The sequence below is a fragment of the Deltaproteobacteria bacterium genome, from assembly GCA_016709225.1.
Lineage (GTDB): Bacteria > Myxococcota_A > Polyangia > Nannocystales > Nannocystaceae > Xiheibacterium > Xiheibacterium phototrophicum.
This window is the reverse complement of sequence record JADJEE010000012.1, coordinates 2505948-2521888: the sequence shown is the minus strand read 5'-3', so window position 1 is coordinate 2521888 and position 15941 is coordinate 2505948. Positions and strand designations below refer to the sequence as shown.

Genomic DNA, 15941 nt, shown 5'->3' with positions numbered 1-15941 from the left:
GCCGCTCACGCGAGCGAGAGGTTCGCGGCGTCCTTGTTGCCCCAGCTCTTGCGCGCCTCGGGCGGCAGGCCGCCGTGGCGTGCATGGTACGCATCGAGGAAGCGGCGCGTGGCCGCGTTGAGGTAGCCACCGCCGGCGATCGGTCCGAACTCCGGCTGGTAGCGCGCCGCGATGCTCGCGAAGGCGCGATCACGGGCATCCTTCGCGACGATCGATGCGGCTGCCACCGCGGTGTGCACCGACTCGCCGTGATCGCGGGCCTCGAGCCAAGGGAACAGCGCGCGCAGCGGTGAGAACAACGTCGCTCCGTCGCACACGATGCGATCACCATGCGCCACCGCGAGCTCGCGCAGCAGCTCGGTGACCACCCGGCGTTCGAGCGCATTGAGCTGGCCGCGCCAGGTGTAGTGGTCGATCTCTTCGACCTCGACCAGGCGGACCTCGCAGGCAATCGCCTTGCTGCGGATCTGCTCGGCGAGGCGCGCTCGCAGCTCGCATGCATCCGGCCCGGCGCCGAAGTGCTTGCTGTCGACCACGCCGGCGCGGCACAGTGCGCCGGCCTGTCGCGACTCGAGTGCGACCACGGCGATCGCCATCGGCCCGAGGATCGGGCCGCGACCGGCCTCGTCGACGCCGAAGGTTCGACGCGGCGTACTCACGCCTGGACCTCGTGGGCCGCGTGGGCGAGTGCGTCGATCGACGACAGCACGGTCGCGCGCAGGCGCAGCGCCTCGGCCTGCGGCGCCGCGCGACCCCAGCGACGCGCGCGTGCACGGGCGCGCTCGACCGCGTGGACCAAGCCCTCGGCGCGGGCCGACCACGCGGCGGCGATCGGCGAGAGCGCGTCGCGGAACGCCGCCCGTGCCGCGGCCTCGCCGTCGACGATCGCACCGCCTCGCTCGAGCATCGTGCGCGTGACGAAGCCGGCGATCACGAGGCCCTCGAGCTGACCCTGCGCCCACGACGACAGCTCGCGATCGACGACCTCGCTGGCCCCCGAGTCCTGCTGCGCGAGAGCCAGCAGCGCTCGACGCAGTGCCGCCAGCGTGGCGTCGCGAAAGCATGCCCCGAGATAGCCGGCATCCTGCGGATCGAGCGGTGGCTTGGCCACGCCCTTGCCGGTGCGCAGGACCCCGAGCGAGAGCCCCTCGCGCACGAGCGCGTCGTCGACGTCGAGCACGCCCACGCCGAGTGCGTCGGCGAAGCGGCGCAGCAACACCGCCGCGCCGACGCCGTCGCCCATGCCACCATGGGCACCGACGCCGCGCTGGGTCAGCGCTTCGATCGCGTCGGACACCGAGCCGCGCGCCAGCGCCAGCGCCTCGCGCAGGCGACGGGTGGTGAGCTCGCGCTTGAGCTCGCGCGCACGCTGCATGAAGTTGCGCTCGAGCGACTGCTCCACCGCGGCGAATGGATCTTCGCCCTTGCGATCTCCGGTGCGGTGCTCGAGCGCCTCGCGGGCACGGACCGGCACGACCTCGACCAACACCTCGCCGAGCTGCGCGCGCAGATAGTCGGCGAGCTCGCGCTGCTCGTCGGCCTCGAGCGTGTCGACCTTGTTGAGCACGCCGAGCACCTGGCGCCCGCCCGCGCGCAGGCTTGCCAGCATGCCGACCTCCGACGCCGCGCCGCTGCGGGTGGCGGAGAACAGCCACACCACCGCGTCGGCCTCGTCGATGAAGCCGCGCGCGACTTGTTCGTGGAACGGATCGAGCGCGTTCAAGCCCGGCGTGTCGACCACCGCAGTGTCACCCATGCGCAGGCCGGTGCGCTCGATCTCGACGTGGCGGATCGCTGCTGCCGCGGTCGAGTCGAGCCCGTGCAAGAACGGCTGCACCTCGTCGGCCGCGAGCGTCTCGATGTGCCCGTCGCGGTAGTGCACGCGCCCGCCACCGGAGGGCCCGCTGCGGAAGACGTTGATCGTGGTCGTGGTCGGCAGTACGCCCATCGGCGCGACCGCCTCGCCGAGCAGCGCGTTGACGAAGGTGCTCTTGCCGGCCGAGAACTCGCCCATGATCGCGATCGTCAGCGGTCGCGCCAGGCGTTCACGCGCGGCGATCACCATCGACATCGCGGTCTGCACCCCCTCGAGCGACACGCCGAGCACGCGCGTCGGCACCCCCGCGAGCAGCGAGGTCGACGAGGTCAGCAGGTCTTCGAGTCGGGCGGCGTGCTCGGGGTGCACGAGCTCGCCGAGCAGCGCGCGTGCCCGTGGCAGCGCAGGCCACTCGACCAGCGCTTGCACGAGCAACTCCTGAGCCGCGAGTGCCTCGTTGCGCGCGAGACACAGCTCGGCGACGGCGAGCGAGCGCTCGGCCGCGCGCAGGGCCGTGCGGGTGTCGTCGTTGCGCACGGGGCTCTGCGGATCGGGCCCATACGCACCGCCCAGCTCTGCGTCGCCGCGGAAGCGCGGCGGCACGCCGGCCACGAAATCACCGGCGGCGTCACTGGCATCACCGGCCGCCAGTCGCACGCGCGCGCGGATCAGCCGCAGCTCCTCGGGGGCGGTGCCGGCATCGCTGCGTAGCCGCGTCTCGACGAGCGATCGCACCGCGTCGGGGAACAGCTCCAGCCGCAGCGCAGCATGGGCGAGCTCGTGCAGGTAACGATCGGCGGCGGCCTTGGCAGCGCCCTCGCACGCGCGCACCAGCGACGCGATGATCTCGCGGGCGATCGTGGGCTCGAGCTCGACCGCGGGGTCGTCGGCGGCGTGGCGTAGCTCGGCCAGCGCCCACAGCCGTCGCAGCGCGGGATCCTCGGGATCGCGCTGCAGCACGCGCAACGCGATCGGCCGAGGGTCGACGCCGCCGGTGCACAACGCGATGAACAATCGCGTGCGGTCGTAGGCGGGGTCGTCCTCGTCGAAGCCGAGCAGCGCCGCCTCGGCGCCATCGCGATCGCCCTTGCTGGCGAGCACGCGCGCGAGCAACGAGGTCGCCTCGCGATCGCGCTCGTCGAGTGTGAGCGCCTCGCGAACCCACAGCTCGGCGTCGTCGAGCAGATCGGCGGCGAGCAGGTGCTCGACGCCCCGCACCAGCACCATCGCGCGCAGGTGGGCGCCGGCTTCGGGGGGCAGGTGCGCGCGCGCCTTCTGCAGCTCGCGCAGCGTGCGATCCTCGTGGCCGAGCGCGAAGTGGGAGCCCGCGGCCAGCACGTGCGCGAGGAAACGCGCCTCGCCGCCGTCGCCTTCGACCACACGCGCCGCGTCCCGGGTCGCGCGACGCAGGTCGTCGAGCGCCGCCTCGTGACGACCTTCGAATGCGGCATGGGCCGCGCGCAGCAGCTGCTGCGGTGCGGGCCCGAGCTCCTCGTCGCCGAGCGCGTCGATGATCTCGAGCAACGCCTTGAGCGGCTTGCCGCCGCGCAGGCCGTCGTGCACGTGGCACAGCCCCGCGGAGAAGCGCGCCATCGCATGGTTGCTGACTGCATCGGGCAGCGCACGCAGCACGCCGAGCGCCTGGTCGGGGGCGCCCGACAGCCGCAGCAGTCGCGCACGCTCGAGCCCTTCCTTGAGACCGTCCGGGAGCACGACCTGCGCCGAGACCTCGCCGAGCAGCTCACCCACGCGACGGGCGAAGCCGCCGATCGCATCTCCGACCGTACGCTTGCGCCCCTGCGGCGGTTCTTGAGCCATGTCGGCGAGCAGTCTACCGCCAGCGGGGCGGCGGCGTCACTCGCCGTCGGCGGCCACGGCCGCAATCGGCTCGGCGTCGCTGACGTCGATCGTCTGCAGACGATCACGCAGCGACGCGAGCTCGAGCTCGAGTGCCTGCAGCTCGTGTCGCGCACGGGCGCGTCGGCCCGCGACCAGCTCGGTCGTGCTGGGCGCGTCGTCGACGGTGAGCGCTGTCTGGGCCCGACGCAGCACCGCGGTCAGTTGCTCGCCGATCGCTCGGTTGGCGAGCACGAGGTGCTCGTCGAGCGCGGTCACGTGGCCGTCGACCGCACGCACCACTGCGTCGCGCATGGCTTCGGTCGCGCGCTCCAGCGCACCGGGCAGCTCCTCACGCACGCGCGAGCGGGCCTCACGGAGCGAGCGCTCGCGCAGCGCGACCGTCGCGAGCGGGCCCGCCACCGTCATCACCATACCGGCCACGACGTTGCCGAAGTACATCACTGCGGTGCCGATGAGACCGATCGCGATGAGCCCGGCCTCGAGTGCGATCGACGGCGGGTCGAGATAGATCGTCGGGCCCTGGAAGCCCAGCCGTAGCGACAGCATCGCGAGCAGTCGTCGCGTGCGCTCGCTGTGGGTGTGTAGCGCCGCGCGGGTGAGCTCGTCGAGCTCACCGCGCAAGCGCTCGCCCTCGTCGCGCGCGAAGCCCAGCAACGCGTCGTGCAAGGCGCCCGGGAGGTGGGTCGCGATCACGCGGTGACTCGCGGTGCCGACCGCGGTGAGGGTGCTCGCGGCGAGCTGCGAGCGGAATCCGACGATGCGCTCGTCGCTGGCGTCGAGCAATCGGCGACGCGCGGCGGCGATGGTCTCGCGCACGGCGGTCATGTCGAGCTCGCTCTCGGCCCACTCGCGCTCGAGCTCCCGCAGCTCGCGGCGCAGCGCGTCCTGCTCGAGCGAGAGCGCGTGGGCTGCGACCGCGGCATTGTGGCCGAGCAGGCTGGTGTACTGCAGCAGCGCCGCGCGCACGCGGGTCGGTAGCACGCGATGTCGCGAGGCCGCGATCTCGCGCAGCACGTTGCGCAGCCGCGAGACCTCGTGCACGCCGCTGCGATCGGCCTCGGGCTCGCGGAGCGCACCACGGGCCTCGGTCTCGAACACGTCGCCGCGCTCGTAGGCCCCCTGCAGCAGCGACGCGAGCTCCTTGCGCAGGTACTCGCGCAGCAGCGGGCGATCGCCGGGCTCGACCAGATCGATGCGGTTGATCGCGAGCAGCAGTCGCGCGCCGGAGCCCGACAGGCCGCCGACGGCCGACAGCGCATCGCGCAGCAGCGCGACCTCGGTGCGGTGCAGCAGCTGGGTCGCGTCGAGCACCAGCAGCAAGACGTCGGCACTGGGCAGCTCACCGCGGCTGATGGTCGCGCGCCAGTTGGCGATGTCGTTGATGCCCGGCGTGTCGAGCAACTCGAGGCCCTCGGGCAGCACACCCGGCGGCACGCGCAGCTCCAGGTGTCCGTCGGGTGCCGGTGCATCTGCGCCCACCGGCGTGCCCTTGGCGGCGGCGGTGAACTCCTCGGGCGTGAGCGACTGCTCGCCGCCGGCGCCCACGCGCACGCGACCCGGCGCGGCATCGCAGCGCACGACCACGGTCGCGCCGGTGGTCGGCGTGACGCCCATCGGCAGTGCGTCGTGGCCGGGCCCGAGCAGCGCATTGATGAGCGAGCTCTTGCCCTGCTTGATCTCGCCGAGCACGAGCACGCGGACGACGTCCTGTGCGAGTCGGCGCGCGGTGTCTCGCGCGATGCTCTCGGCGAGCGCGTCGAGGCCGAGCTGCTGCGCGATCGCGGCGATACGTTGGGCGAGCGGCTCGAGCCGCTCGCGGGGCGAGGTGACGACGTCGTTCATAGCAATCCCAGGCGCCGGGTGAGGCGTGCGTCGCAGCGCGCGAGCGACCACGCGCCGGCGAGCGCACGCGCCAGCTCTTCGTCGTGATCCGGCGGCGGCTCCGGCTGTGGAGGTTTGGCTGCGTGCCGGTAAGGGTCGCTGCGCTCGCCGGGGTCACGCGCGGGACCGTCGTCGTCGTGATCGTCGGTCGACGCTTCGGCCTCGGTCTCCTCGGACGCAGCGACGCGCGTTGGCGGCCCGACCGTCGGTGCCTCGCCTTCGGCGGCCTGCGTCTGTCGCTGCAGCAGCAAGCGCAGCCGCGCCATCGTGCTCGAGCGATCGAAGTCGGCGAGGGCCGGCTCGCGCATCTGCAGCGAGGCATGGGCAGGCATCCAGCTCGCGATCGGCTCCGCGTGCGCGCGCAGGGCCGACATCGCGAGCCCGAGATCGGCGACGCCGAGCAGCCCCGCGCGATCGCTCGAGAAGATGCCGACCTTCGCCCACGGTCGCAGCAGCGTGCGCACGAATCCAAGGCCTCGATCGGCGCGGTAGGCCATGAGGTGGGCGGTCACCACCGGCGCGTGCTCGCACTGCAGATCCGCCAGCGCGCTCGCGAGCAAGAAGGTGCGCTCGTGTGGCGGCAGCGACATCAGTCGCTCGCTGTCGACCACGAGCCACTGCACCGCGCCGCGTGTGGTGCCGAGCGGCGTGACCAGCGGCCAGTTGGTGATCGCGCTGCTGCGCACCAGCTGGCGCAGCGCGGGCAGGGGCGCCCGCAGCATGTGCGAGAGCCGGGCGATCTCCTCCATGATGGGCATCGGCGCCGTGCGGGCGGGATCCTGGAGGATCGAGCCCGAGAGGTCCGCGACCAGCTCGTTCCAGTTGCGGTCGACCGAGCGGATGAGCGGATCGCCGAAGGTCGAGCTGGCCAGCCAGGCCGAGCGGCGCAGATCGACGCCGTAGGCGTAGGCCGCCCGCGCGAGTCGCTGCTCGTAGGCCACGACCTCGCGTCGATGCAGGTATGCGGTCACGTCGGCGGCGAGCTGAACCACGGGCGGGAGTGTAGCAGGCGGCGGAAGTGGGCCTGACCCGCGCCGATGCGGGTTCCGGCCTTCGATCCGGCCGCCGTACCCGAGTCTGTGCGTGCCCGCCGAAGGGGGTCCCTCGCCGGGGCGCGAATGGAGCTGCGCCCGAAAACCTGCTATCGCTGGCCGCCAAATGGCGAATTGAAGCGGCGCAGCGACCTCCTCGATGTCGAGGTCGAGCGAGCGGTCTGGTCGCGGGGCGGGCGCCCGCTGGGTGGCATGGTGTTGCGGCTCGGCGTGGGCGCCACGTTCCTGCTGCTGGCCCTGTTGATCCCCGAACCGGTCACGCGGATCGTGTTCGCGATCGCCGGGCTGATCGTGCTCGTGTTCCTCGGGCCCATCATGGACCGCCGCCTCGGCACGATCGCCGAGGCCATCGATCGCGTCGATCGCGGGCGCGCGAACACCTGGCTCGGCTCGCTCGAGAAGCTGCGCGTGGTGCAGATGTTTGCGCCGCACGCATGGGTCGCGCTGCAGAAGGGGCGCCTGCACCTCGTGGTCGGCAACGGGCGCGCGGCGGCGAAGAGCCTCTCGGACTGTGCGCGCATCAGTGGCGCGACCGGCCACGCGGCGTTGATCAGCGGTCAGGCCCACGGGCTGTTGCTGGCCGGCGATCGCAAGGAGGCGCGCGAGCTGCTGCAGGAGCTCGAGAAGCAGCAGAAGCTCGGCGCCCGCGATCACCTCGATCTCGGTATCGCGTTGCTCGAGGACGTGGGGCGCACCGCGGTGGCCAAGCAGCACCTCGATCTCGCGCGCGAACAGCTCGGCGGTCATCCGCGGGTGCTCGCCGCGCTCGCGCTCGCACTCGCCCGCGGCGACGACACGACCGCGGCGCTCGAGCTGCTCGACGCGACGCAGGCCCACGACGACCTCGAGGACGACGAACTCGCGCGCGAGCTGCTCAAGCGCGCGCGCAAGGCCCTGCGCCCGGCACTCGACGCCGCGGAGAAGCGCGCGCGCAAGGCCAAGCAAGCCACCGAGATCGCCGCACGCCCGGCCGCCGCCGCGCCGTCGCGCACCGAGGCGAAGAAGGACCGCAAGGACCGACGCAAAGAGCGACGCGAGAAGCGTCAGCGCGGGAAGTCGGACGCCGCGAAGCCGAGCGACGCCGCGGCGCAGCGCCGCGAGGACGAGGCGGCGGCGAAGCGCCGCGAAGACGAGGCGGCGGCGAAGCGTCGCGAGGAAGAGGCCGCCGCGGCGAAGCGCCGCGAGGACGAGGCGGCGGCGAAGCGTCGCGAGGAAGAGGCCGCCGCGGCGAAGCGCCGCGAGGACGAGGCGGCGGCGAAGCGTCGCGAGGAAGAGGCCGCCGCGGCGAAGCGCCGCGAGGACGAGGCGGCGGCGAAGCGTCGCGAGGAAGAGGCCGCCGCGGCGAAGCGCCGCGAAGACGAGGCCGCCGCGAAGCGCCGCGAGGAAGAGGCCGCCGCGGCGAAGCGCCGCGAAGACGATGCCGCCGCACTGCGTCGCGAGGCCGAGGCCGAGGCGCGGCGGGTGTCGGAGCGCGCGGCGGCGGAGGCGAAGCGGTTGGCCGACGAGGCCGCGGCGGAGGCGAAGCGGCTCGCGGACGAGGCCGCGGCGGAGCGCATCGCTGCGGCCGCAAAGCCGGAGCCGACGTTCCTGCCACCGCCGATGCCGACGGCCGCCGCCTCGCGTGCGCCGGCCGTCGCGGCACCCTCTGTGATCGCGGCACCCTCTGTGATCGCGGCCCCCGTGGTCGCGGCCCCCGTGATCGCGGCCCCTGTGATCGCGGCCCCCGTGATCGCGGCCCCACCGGTGATCGCGGCGCCGGTCGTCGCGGCGCCGTCGGTCGTCGCGGCTGCCTCGGTGCGCGCCGTCGAGGCGCCGGCCGTGGACGCGTCGGGTTGGGACGAGCTGCTCGGCGACGCGGGCGACGACGCCAAGCCCTGAGGCGGCGCGCGGCCTTTCGTGCCGCGTGCGTCCCCACGCGTGGCGTGCGTCGGGCGGCGAAGGCCCGACGCGGCCCGACGCTAGGCTGTGTCCGGTTTCCCATCAAGCCCCGAAGATGCGTAGATAGCGGTGGATGAAGGCAAGCCGGACCATCCCGCCGAAGTTGATGGCGGTCTTCTCGAAGCGGGTCACCACGCGTCGCGACTCCTTGAGCCAGCCGATGAGGCACTCGACGATGCTGCGGCGCCTGTAGAGGCGCTTGTTGAAGGCGACCGGGCGCAGCGCTCGAGTCTCGTTGTGCTTCGTGGGGATCACCGGTGTGATCCCCAGGGCGAGGAGAGATACCTATCGATCCACTCCGCGCGGTAGCCCTTGTCGCCTGCGAGTGCCAACGGCCACTCCATGACGACACCTCGATCATCATGCAGTGCTTCGTCAGCACCTTGAAGGACCGGCGCGAGCATCGGTCCGTCGTGGGCTTGTCCGGCGCTGAGCTCGAAGTGGAGTGGGTGGCCCTCAACGTCACACAGGATGTGGATCTTCGTGCCCCAGCCCCCGCTTTTTCCCCCCGCCGCTGCTGCAGCGCGCAGCTCGAATCGATGTCCCGTCGATGCACCACAACTCGGAGGGGTCCGCGTCGTGCGGGACGGCGATGCTCCGCAATCGCCGAAGTACGCGGTCGAACGTCTCGTCCTTCGTCCACTTGTCGAAGAAGTCCCAGGCGGTCGACCATGGGCCGAAGCACTCCGGTAGGTCTCGCCACGGAGCCCCAGTTCGCAACACCCAGAAGATCGCGTCGAGCATGAGACGACGATCCCGCGGCCGCCGACCGGTCTTGAAGTTGTTCGTCGGGAACAGGTCCCCGATCAGCTCCCACTGCGCGTCGGTAAGGCGGTGGCGAGGCATGCCCGTCGTGGTCATGCCCCCTTGGATCACGGATCCCCGATCCGCCCAAAGATTGACGGTTTCGGGGAAACCGGACACAGCCTAGTACCTCGACACAGGGATAGTGATGGGTCAGAACGCCGTCATGGCCGCGACTCCGCAAGGCGCCGTGCCGCCGGAATACCGGGCGTATTTCAAGGTGCGGCAACGCAGCGAGGCGCGGTCAGGGCGGCGTTCTGACCCATCACTATCGCTGTGTCGAGGTACTAGCCGCCCTTGCGCAGCTCGGTGAGCACTTGCTTGGCGAGCGCCTTGAGCGTGTCGAACACGCCGACGCCGGTGGTCGCGACCGCCTCGAACTCCGGCACCTTGGTCGGGTTCAGAACCTCGGTCAGCTCCTCGACCGGCACCACGCTCGGGAGGTCGCGCTTGTTGTACTGCACGACGTACGGCAGCTTGTCGAGGTCGTAGCCCTGCTCGGTGAGGTTGTCGCGCAGGTTCTCGAGGCTCTCGATGTTGGCCTCCATGCGCTCCATCTGCGAGTCGGCCACGAAGCACACGCCGTCGACACCCTTCAGGATCAACTTGCGGCTGGCGTCGTAGAACACCTGGCCCGGGACCGTGTAGAGGTGGAAGCGCGTACGGAAGCCGCGGATCTCACCGAGCGACAGCGGCAGGAAATCGAAGAACAGCGTCCGCTCGGTCTCGGTCGCCAACGAGATCATCTTGCCCTTCGCGTCGGGCTTGGTCTTGTTGTAGATGTACTGCAGGTTCGTGGTCTTGCCGCAGAGACCCGGGCCGTAATAGACCAGCTTGCAGTTGATCTCGCGCGAGCTGTAGTTGATGAAGGACATGCCCTTCGGTATCCGTCTGGGGCGAAGCCGCCCCTAAAGCGCATCAGTCGTTGAAGAGGTTGTCGATGTCGGCGTCGGTGATCTCGGCGAAGACGCTCTGCTGCGGCGACTGAGCCTTCTTCGCAACGTCCTCGAGGATGGCCTCGAGCTCGACGCTCGCCTTCTTCACGCGCAACTTCACGAGCCCCAACGTCGTGGCCTTGTCGAACAGGGCCACCAGGATCACGCGGCGACCGACGAGCGTCATGTGGACGCTGGCGTCCTTGCCCTCGTGGAACTGGCCGGTGAACTCTTCCTCTTCGATCAGCTTGGCGATGCCGCCTGTGGCGGCGACGTTGCCAGCGACCAGCGAGCTGAGCGACGTCGTGTCCAGCTCGGCCGCCGAGCCCGAGGCCGCGATGAGCTGCCCGTTCTTGTCGACGACGAGAATCGCTCGCGAACGCGAGTCCTGTTGCAGGCGGTCGGCGACACCTTGGATGCGCCGAACCTCATCCTCGTACATCACGAGTTGTGGCGTGAGCATTGCGGAAACGCACTCCTCGCGGTGGGGGCCGCCGGGAACCGGGCGAACCTAGCAAACTCGATTGGGCAAGTCTACGGCCGCGCCCCGGCTTCTCGACCTCTTTGATGGCAATCGAGGCGGGCATGCGCGCGGATCATCCACGAACCGCATGCGAGGCGAGGGGGCCGTCCGGCCGGAAACCTCGCGCGGGTGCCCCCAGGGCCCGATCGCGGCGGTTCCCTCCGACCTCAGAGGCTGCGTCGCTCTTGCAGCGCACGATGCAGTGTCGTCACGTCGGCGTACTCGAGCTCGCCACCGACGGCGAGGCCCGAGGCGATCCGCGTGACCTTGACACCGAGCGGCGCGATCAGACGCGAGAGGTAGAGCGCCGTGGCGTCGCCCTCGACGTTGGGACTGGTCGCGACGATGATCTCGTGCACCGCGTCGGGGCCGTCGTGGGCCTGCAGTCGCCGCAGCAGCGCCTCGACGCGAAGATCGCTCGGGCCGACCCCCGCGAGAGGATCGAGCACCCCGTGCAGCACGTGGTAGAGCCCGCGGAAGACCCCGGCGCGCTCGATCGCCATGCGGTCTTGCGGCTGCGCGACCACGCAGATGGTCGCGTGATCGCGCCGCGCATCGTCGCATCGCGGGCACAGCTCGGTGGGCGTCAGGTCGCAGCAGACCCGGCACAGCTTGAGGGTCGAGTGCACCGAGCCGACCGCGTCGGCCAGCGTGCGCACGTACTCGGGATCCGCTCGCACCAACGCGAGCGCGAGCCGAAGCGCCGTCTTCTCGCCGATGCCCGGCAGACGCGCGAGCAGGGCCGCGAGTCGCTGCAGTGGATCGACGGGGGTGTTCACAGGCCCGGGATCATGCCGGGCGGCAGCATGCCCGGGGGCATCATCGAGCTCATGCGCTCCTGCGCGACCTCGCGGGCGCGGTCGAGTGCGTTGTTCACCGCGGCGACGATGAGGTCCTGGACCATGTCGCGATCTTCTTGGAGCGCCGCGGGATCGATCTCGATGCCGACGATGCGCTGACCGCCGGTGGCCTTCACCTTCACCATGCCCGCGCCCGACGAGCCCTCGACGGTGACCTGCTCCAGCGCGCGCTGCAGCATGGTCATGGTTTCTTGCATCTGCTGCGCTTGGCGCATGAGCTCGGCGAGGTCGATGTCGGGCATGGCGGCTCGCCGAGGATAGCACGCCCCGAGCGAGCGACCGCCGCGGGCGTCAGCGCTCGCCGATCGGGCGGGTGATCGCGAGCTGGGCGTCGAAGTCCCGCAGCAGCGCGACGATGGCGGGGTGCTCGCGGGCCTCGGCTTCGACCGCGGCGCGCAGCTCCTCGCGGCGACGTCGCTCGACGAGCACCAGGCTCGGGCACTCCGGCAGGCTCGCCTCGCCGTCGACGAGCTCGACCACGAAGGTGGTGCCGACCAGCTCGCGCACGAGCTGCTCGATGCGTGCACGCAAGTCGGTCGACGACAGCTCGGTGTGCGCGAAGCTGCCGCGCGGCGCCGCGAGCCGCAGTACGCCGTCGCCGAAGCGGATGAGCCCGACCTCACCGAGCACGGCCGAGCCCAGCTCGTCGTCCTCGCGCAGCGCCGCGACCAGGTTGGTCCACGCCTCGAACGGGTCTTCGGTCGGATCGACGCGCAGCGCCGGCGCGGCGCAGACCGGGCTGTGGCTCGGCGGCTCGGGCTCGGCGACCGGCACTGCGATGCCCGAGGTCTTGCTGCCGGCGTGGCCGTTGCTGCCGGCGTGGCCGTTGCGCGCCGCGGTGGCGCTGCCGTTGCGCGGGGCCTCGCTGCTCGGCGCCACGACCTGCGCCGAGGCACCACCGGCGCCCGGCACGATCACGCCGCTCTGCTGCGCCATCTCCCACAGCCGATGCATGAAGGGACTCGCGTCCTCGGCGGGCGCGGCGGTCATCGGTGCGGGCGCGGCTTCGGGTTCGGGCATCGCCTCGGACGCGGCGCTCGGATCGTAGGACACACCGGGCTCGTAGCTGTGCACGGGCTCGATCGTCGGGCCCGACGTGCGCGGCGCCGCGGTGCCCACGGCCGCCGGTGTCCTCGTCGAGGCCTCGCGCACCGCGGATGTCGGCGGCGGCACAGGCTCTGGTCCGCCGTCGTCGCCGCGGGCCACCGACGGCGCATCGTCGTGGCGCGCGAAGGATGGCGCAACGTCGTGGCGGGCCACCGACGGCGCATCGTCGTGGCGAGCGAACGACGGCGCATCGTCGTGGCGAGCGAAGCTCGGCGGGTCGTCACTCGGTGCGCTGCGTTGCGCGCCACCGCGGCCGGCCGGTGCCCGCGACGGCGGCGTGCGACCCGGGGCCGCCCCGCGGCCGGGGCCGGGCGAGCCGCCACTGGGCACCGGCTTGCCGTCGGCGAGCGCGTGCAGGCGCTCGACCAGATCGCCCAGCGGCACCAGCGGCTCGCTCTGCGCGAGCTCCAGGAGGCCCATCTCGAGCACCAACCGCTGCGAGCGCGCGTTGGGCAGGCGATCGATCACCCGCCACAGGCGATCGAAGGCCTGCGTGAGCACGGGGATCTCGACCACACTCGCGCGACGCATGAGCTCGTCGAGCTCGTCGGCGGTGGCGTCGACGAAGGCCTCGCGCGTGCGACAGCTGCGGGCGACGGTGAGGTCGCGTAGATCCTCGAGCATCTGCAGCGACAGCACCGTGAGGTCGTGCCCGGCGGCCGCGAGCGCATCGAAGCGCTGCATCACGAGGTCGGGGTCGCGGGCCAGCAGCGCGTCGACGAGGTCGGCGACCGCGGTGCGCTCGGCCTGGCCGAGCACCGCACGGGCCTCGTGCTCGCCGACGGCCTTGGGATCGGCCGCGAACGCGAGCACCTGGTCGAGCAGCGTCATCGCGTCGCGCACCGAGCCGCCTGCGGCCCGCGCGACCAGCCGCAGGCCGGCAGGGTCGACGCCCAGACCCTCGCGCTCGAGGATGTTCTGCAGGTGCAGGACGATCTCGGCCACCGACACGCGGCGGAAGTCGAGCCGCGAGACCCGCGAGAGGATCGTCGGCAGCACCTTGTGCGGCTCGGTGGTTGCGAACACGAAGTTGACGTGGGCCGGCGGCTCCTCCAGCGTCTTGAGCAGGGCGTTGAACGCCGACGTGGTCAACATGTGGACCTCGTCGATGATGTAGACCTTCCGCCTCGCGCTCTGCGGTAGGTAGTGCACCTGCTCCCGCAGGCCGCGGATGTTCTCGACCGAGTTGTTGCTCGCGCCGTCGATCTCGATCACATCGACCGAGCGACCCTCGGTGACGGCGACGCACTGCTCGCAGACGTTGCACGGCTCGGGCGTCGGCCCGCGCTCACACACCAACGCCTTCGCGAAGATGCGGGCGGTCGTGGTCTTGCCCAGCCCGCGCGCCCCTGAGAAGAGGTAGGCATGGTGCACGCGGTTCTGCAGGATCGCGTTGCCCAGCGTGCGACCGATGTGCTCCTCGCCGATCATGTCGGCGAAGCGCAGCGGACGGTACTTCCGCGCGAGGACGACGTAGCTCACGGGCCGCGAATGTAGCAGCCCTTGGGCGCTTGGGCGGCGTCGTCAGTCGACGAGCTTCAGTACGCCGAGCCGTTGGGCGTGGCTGATGAGCTCGAGCGCGATGTCGCGGCTGGCGTCGGGGTGGCGGCGATGCGCCGGGACCGGGATCTTGCCCTGCGCGATCATCTGTCGCATCTCGGGGTGCGACTGCTTCGGGCCCTTCACCGCCAGCAGCTCCGGCAGTCGCGCCTGCAGCTGCGGCAGCGCGACCGGCGGCTGCGGGTTGCCGACGAACGAAGGGTTGATGCAGCTCGACAGGTCGGCGGTCTGCGCGACGCGGTTGTTGATCGGCGCCAGGCCGAAGCGGGTGTTGACCGTCGCGAACACCGAGCAGTGCTCGAGCGTGTTGGAGTTGACGCAGCCGCGACGCACGTGGGGTCCGATCACGACGCTCGGCACGCGGAAGCCCATGCGCTGGAACTCGAACTCGTCATCGACCGCGGCCGGCGGTGCGACGTGGTCGTAGAAGCCGCCGTGCTCGTCGTAGGTGATGATGAGCAGGCAGCGATTCCACTGCGGGCTCTGGGCCAGCGCCTGGTAGATGGACGCCAGGAACACCTGGCCCATGGTGACGTTGGCGTCGGGGTGGTCGTCGTTCTGGCCTTCGCCACCGCCGAGCAGGCCGAAGTTCGGGTCGATCACGCTGAAGCGCGGCAGCGAGCCGGCCTCGGCGGCCGCGAAGAACTCGTCGATCTGCGAGGTGTAGTTGACGAAGGGGTTGGCGTACGCGCCCCACACCCACGGGATGTCGCTGTAGTAGTTCGCGTGGCTGATGTTCGCGTCGCTCAGCACGTCCCAGATGTTCGTCAGGGTCGGCGCGGGGAAGTTGCTGGTGGTGCCACCCGAGCTGCCGCCGTGCAGGTAGAAGCGATTGGGCCAGGTCGGTCCCAGCACCGCGCAGTGCCAGTGGTCGCACAGCGTGTAGTTCTCGGCCAATGCGTAGAGGATCGGCAGCTGCGAGCGCACGTAGTAGCCCATCACCTCGGTGTGCGTGGTGGGGTGGTCGAGCTCGTGCTGGACCACGAAGCCGTCGTTGGCGCCGTCGTTCCACGACGCGTGCACGGGGTCCCAGTCGTGCGGTGGGTCCGCGACCTCGAGGTTGTCCATCGCGAACACCTCGATCGCGGTGCCCGACAGATCGAGGTTGCTCTCGGTGCCGGTGAGGCCCTCGACCTGCCAGTCCTCGAGGAACGTCGTGGAGCCGAAGTAGTGATCGAAGGAGCGGTTCTCCATGATCACGAGCACGATGTTGTCGACGTCGGCGAGCAGCTCCTCCGGCGTCAGACCGCCGTCGCCCTCGCACGCGTCGACAGGCTCGCCGGTGGAGTCGGAGCCACCGGAGCTGTCCGCACCCGAGCTCGACGTGGGATCGAGACTGGTCGAGCCGTCCGCACCGGAGCTGCTGCCCGTGCCACTCGAGCTCGTGCCGGTGCTCGATCCATCGGACGTGCCGCTCGAGCCCGACGACGTGCCGTCGCCGCCGACCGCGTCGTCACCACATCCCAGCGTCGTGGCGCCGAGGACGGCACCCATCCCCTGGAGCGCACGACGCCGCGACACCAGTTGTCGAATCGCCTCGAGATCCTTGCGACGCATCAGCCCTCACCCCTGGCGGAGCATACCCAAAGGGATTGAGGCGTGGGC

At 71.3% G+C, this 15941-nt stretch carries 14 protein-coding genes; 1 reads left to right on the top strand and 13 read right to left on the bottom strand.

Annotated elements, in window-relative coordinates; all coding sequences use genetic code 11:
- Window positions 1–5 precede the first annotated feature (5 nt).
- The 4 genes from IPH07_35425 to IPH07_35410 are packed head-to-tail and all read right to left on the bottom strand — an operon-like array spanning window position 6 to window position 6549.
- Window positions 6–659, bottom strand: a complete 654-nt coding sequence (locus IPH07_35425; GenBank protein MBK6922732.1) for a hypothetical protein — start codon at window positions 657–659, stop codon at window positions 6–8.
- Window positions 656–3634 (bottom strand): dynamin family protein, encoded by a 2979-nt coding sequence (locus tag IPH07_35420; GenBank protein MBK6922731.1) that lies wholly within the window; start codon window positions 3632–3634, stop codon window positions 656–658. The genes IPH07_35425 and IPH07_35420 overlap by 4 nt, the downstream gene beginning before the upstream one ends.
- Window positions 3635–3670: 36 nt before the next feature.
- Window positions 3671–5518, bottom strand: a complete 1848-nt coding sequence (locus IPH07_35415) for a dynamin family protein (GenBank protein MBK6922730.1) — start codon at window positions 5516–5518, stop codon at window positions 3671–3673.
- A complete protein-coding gene (locus tag IPH07_35410; protein MBK6922729.1) occupies window positions 5515–6549 on the bottom strand; it encodes a hypothetical protein in 1035 nt (344 codons plus the stop codon). Before IPH07_35410 ends, IPH07_35415 begins: the two co-directional genes overlap by 4 nt.
- Before the next feature lie 174 nt (window positions 6550–6723).
- Here IPH07_35410 and IPH07_35405 point away from each other — a divergent pair, with 174 nt between their 5' ends.
- Window positions 6724–8487: a hypothetical protein gene (locus IPH07_35405; protein ID MBK6922728.1), complete on the top strand. Its 1764-nt coding sequence runs from the start codon at window positions 6724–6726 to the stop codon at window positions 8485–8487.
- 102 nt (window positions 8488–8589) lie between these two features.
- Here the strand turns inward: IPH07_35405 and IPH07_35400 are convergent, their stop codons facing one another.
- From IPH07_35400 to IPH07_35360, 9 genes are all read right to left on the bottom strand, one after another.
- A complete protein-coding gene (locus IPH07_35400; GenBank protein MBK6922727.1) occupies window positions 8590–8802 on the bottom strand; it encodes a transposase in 213 nt (70 codons plus the stop codon).
- The gene (locus tag IPH07_35395; protein MBK6922726.1) at window positions 8799–9077 is read right to left on the bottom strand and encodes a transposase; all 279 of its coding nucleotides are present in this window, start codon (window positions 9075–9077) and stop codon (window positions 8799–8801) included. The genes IPH07_35400 and IPH07_35395 overlap by 4 nt, the downstream gene beginning before the upstream one ends.
- A complete protein-coding gene (locus IPH07_35390; GenBank protein ID MBK6922725.1) occupies window positions 9010–9408 on the bottom strand; it encodes an IS5 family transposase in 399 nt (132 codons plus the stop codon). Before IPH07_35390 ends, IPH07_35395 begins: the two co-directional genes overlap by 68 nt.
- Before the next feature lie 230 nt (window positions 9409–9638).
- Entirely contained in the window at window positions 9639–10226 is a 588-nt protein-coding gene (locus IPH07_35385; GenBank protein MBK6922724.1) for a GTPase domain-containing protein, read from the bottom strand.
- Window positions 10227–10269: 43 nt separating this feature from the next.
- Entirely contained in the window at window positions 10270–10749 is a 480-nt protein-coding gene (locus tag IPH07_35380; protein ID MBK6922723.1) for a roadblock/LC7 domain-containing protein, read from the bottom strand.
- A gap of 227 nt (window positions 10750–10976) precedes the next feature.
- Window positions 10977–11588, bottom strand: coding sequence for a recombination protein RecR (gene recR, locus IPH07_35375; protein ID MBK6922722.1), 612 nt, complete (start codon window positions 11586–11588; stop codon window positions 10977–10979).
- Window positions 11585–11911 carry a YbaB/EbfC family nucleoid-associated protein gene (locus IPH07_35370; GenBank protein MBK6922721.1) on the bottom strand — a complete coding sequence of 109 codons (327 nt, stop codon included), beginning with the start codon at window positions 11909–11911 and terminating at the stop codon, window positions 11585–11587. Before IPH07_35370 ends, recR begins: the two co-directional genes overlap by 4 nt.
- A gap of 49 nt (window positions 11912–11960) precedes the next feature.
- Window positions 11961–14258 carry a DNA polymerase III subunit gamma/tau gene (gene dnaX / locus IPH07_35365; protein ID MBK6922720.1) on the bottom strand — a complete coding sequence of 766 codons (2298 nt, stop codon included), beginning with the start codon at window positions 14256–14258 and terminating at the stop codon, window positions 11961–11963.
- 42 nt (window positions 14259–14300) lie between these two features.
- Entirely contained in the window at window positions 14301–15893 is a 1593-nt protein-coding gene (locus IPH07_35360; GenBank protein MBK6922719.1) for an alkaline phosphatase family protein, read from the bottom strand.
- Window positions 15894–15941: the final 48 nt, after the last annotated feature.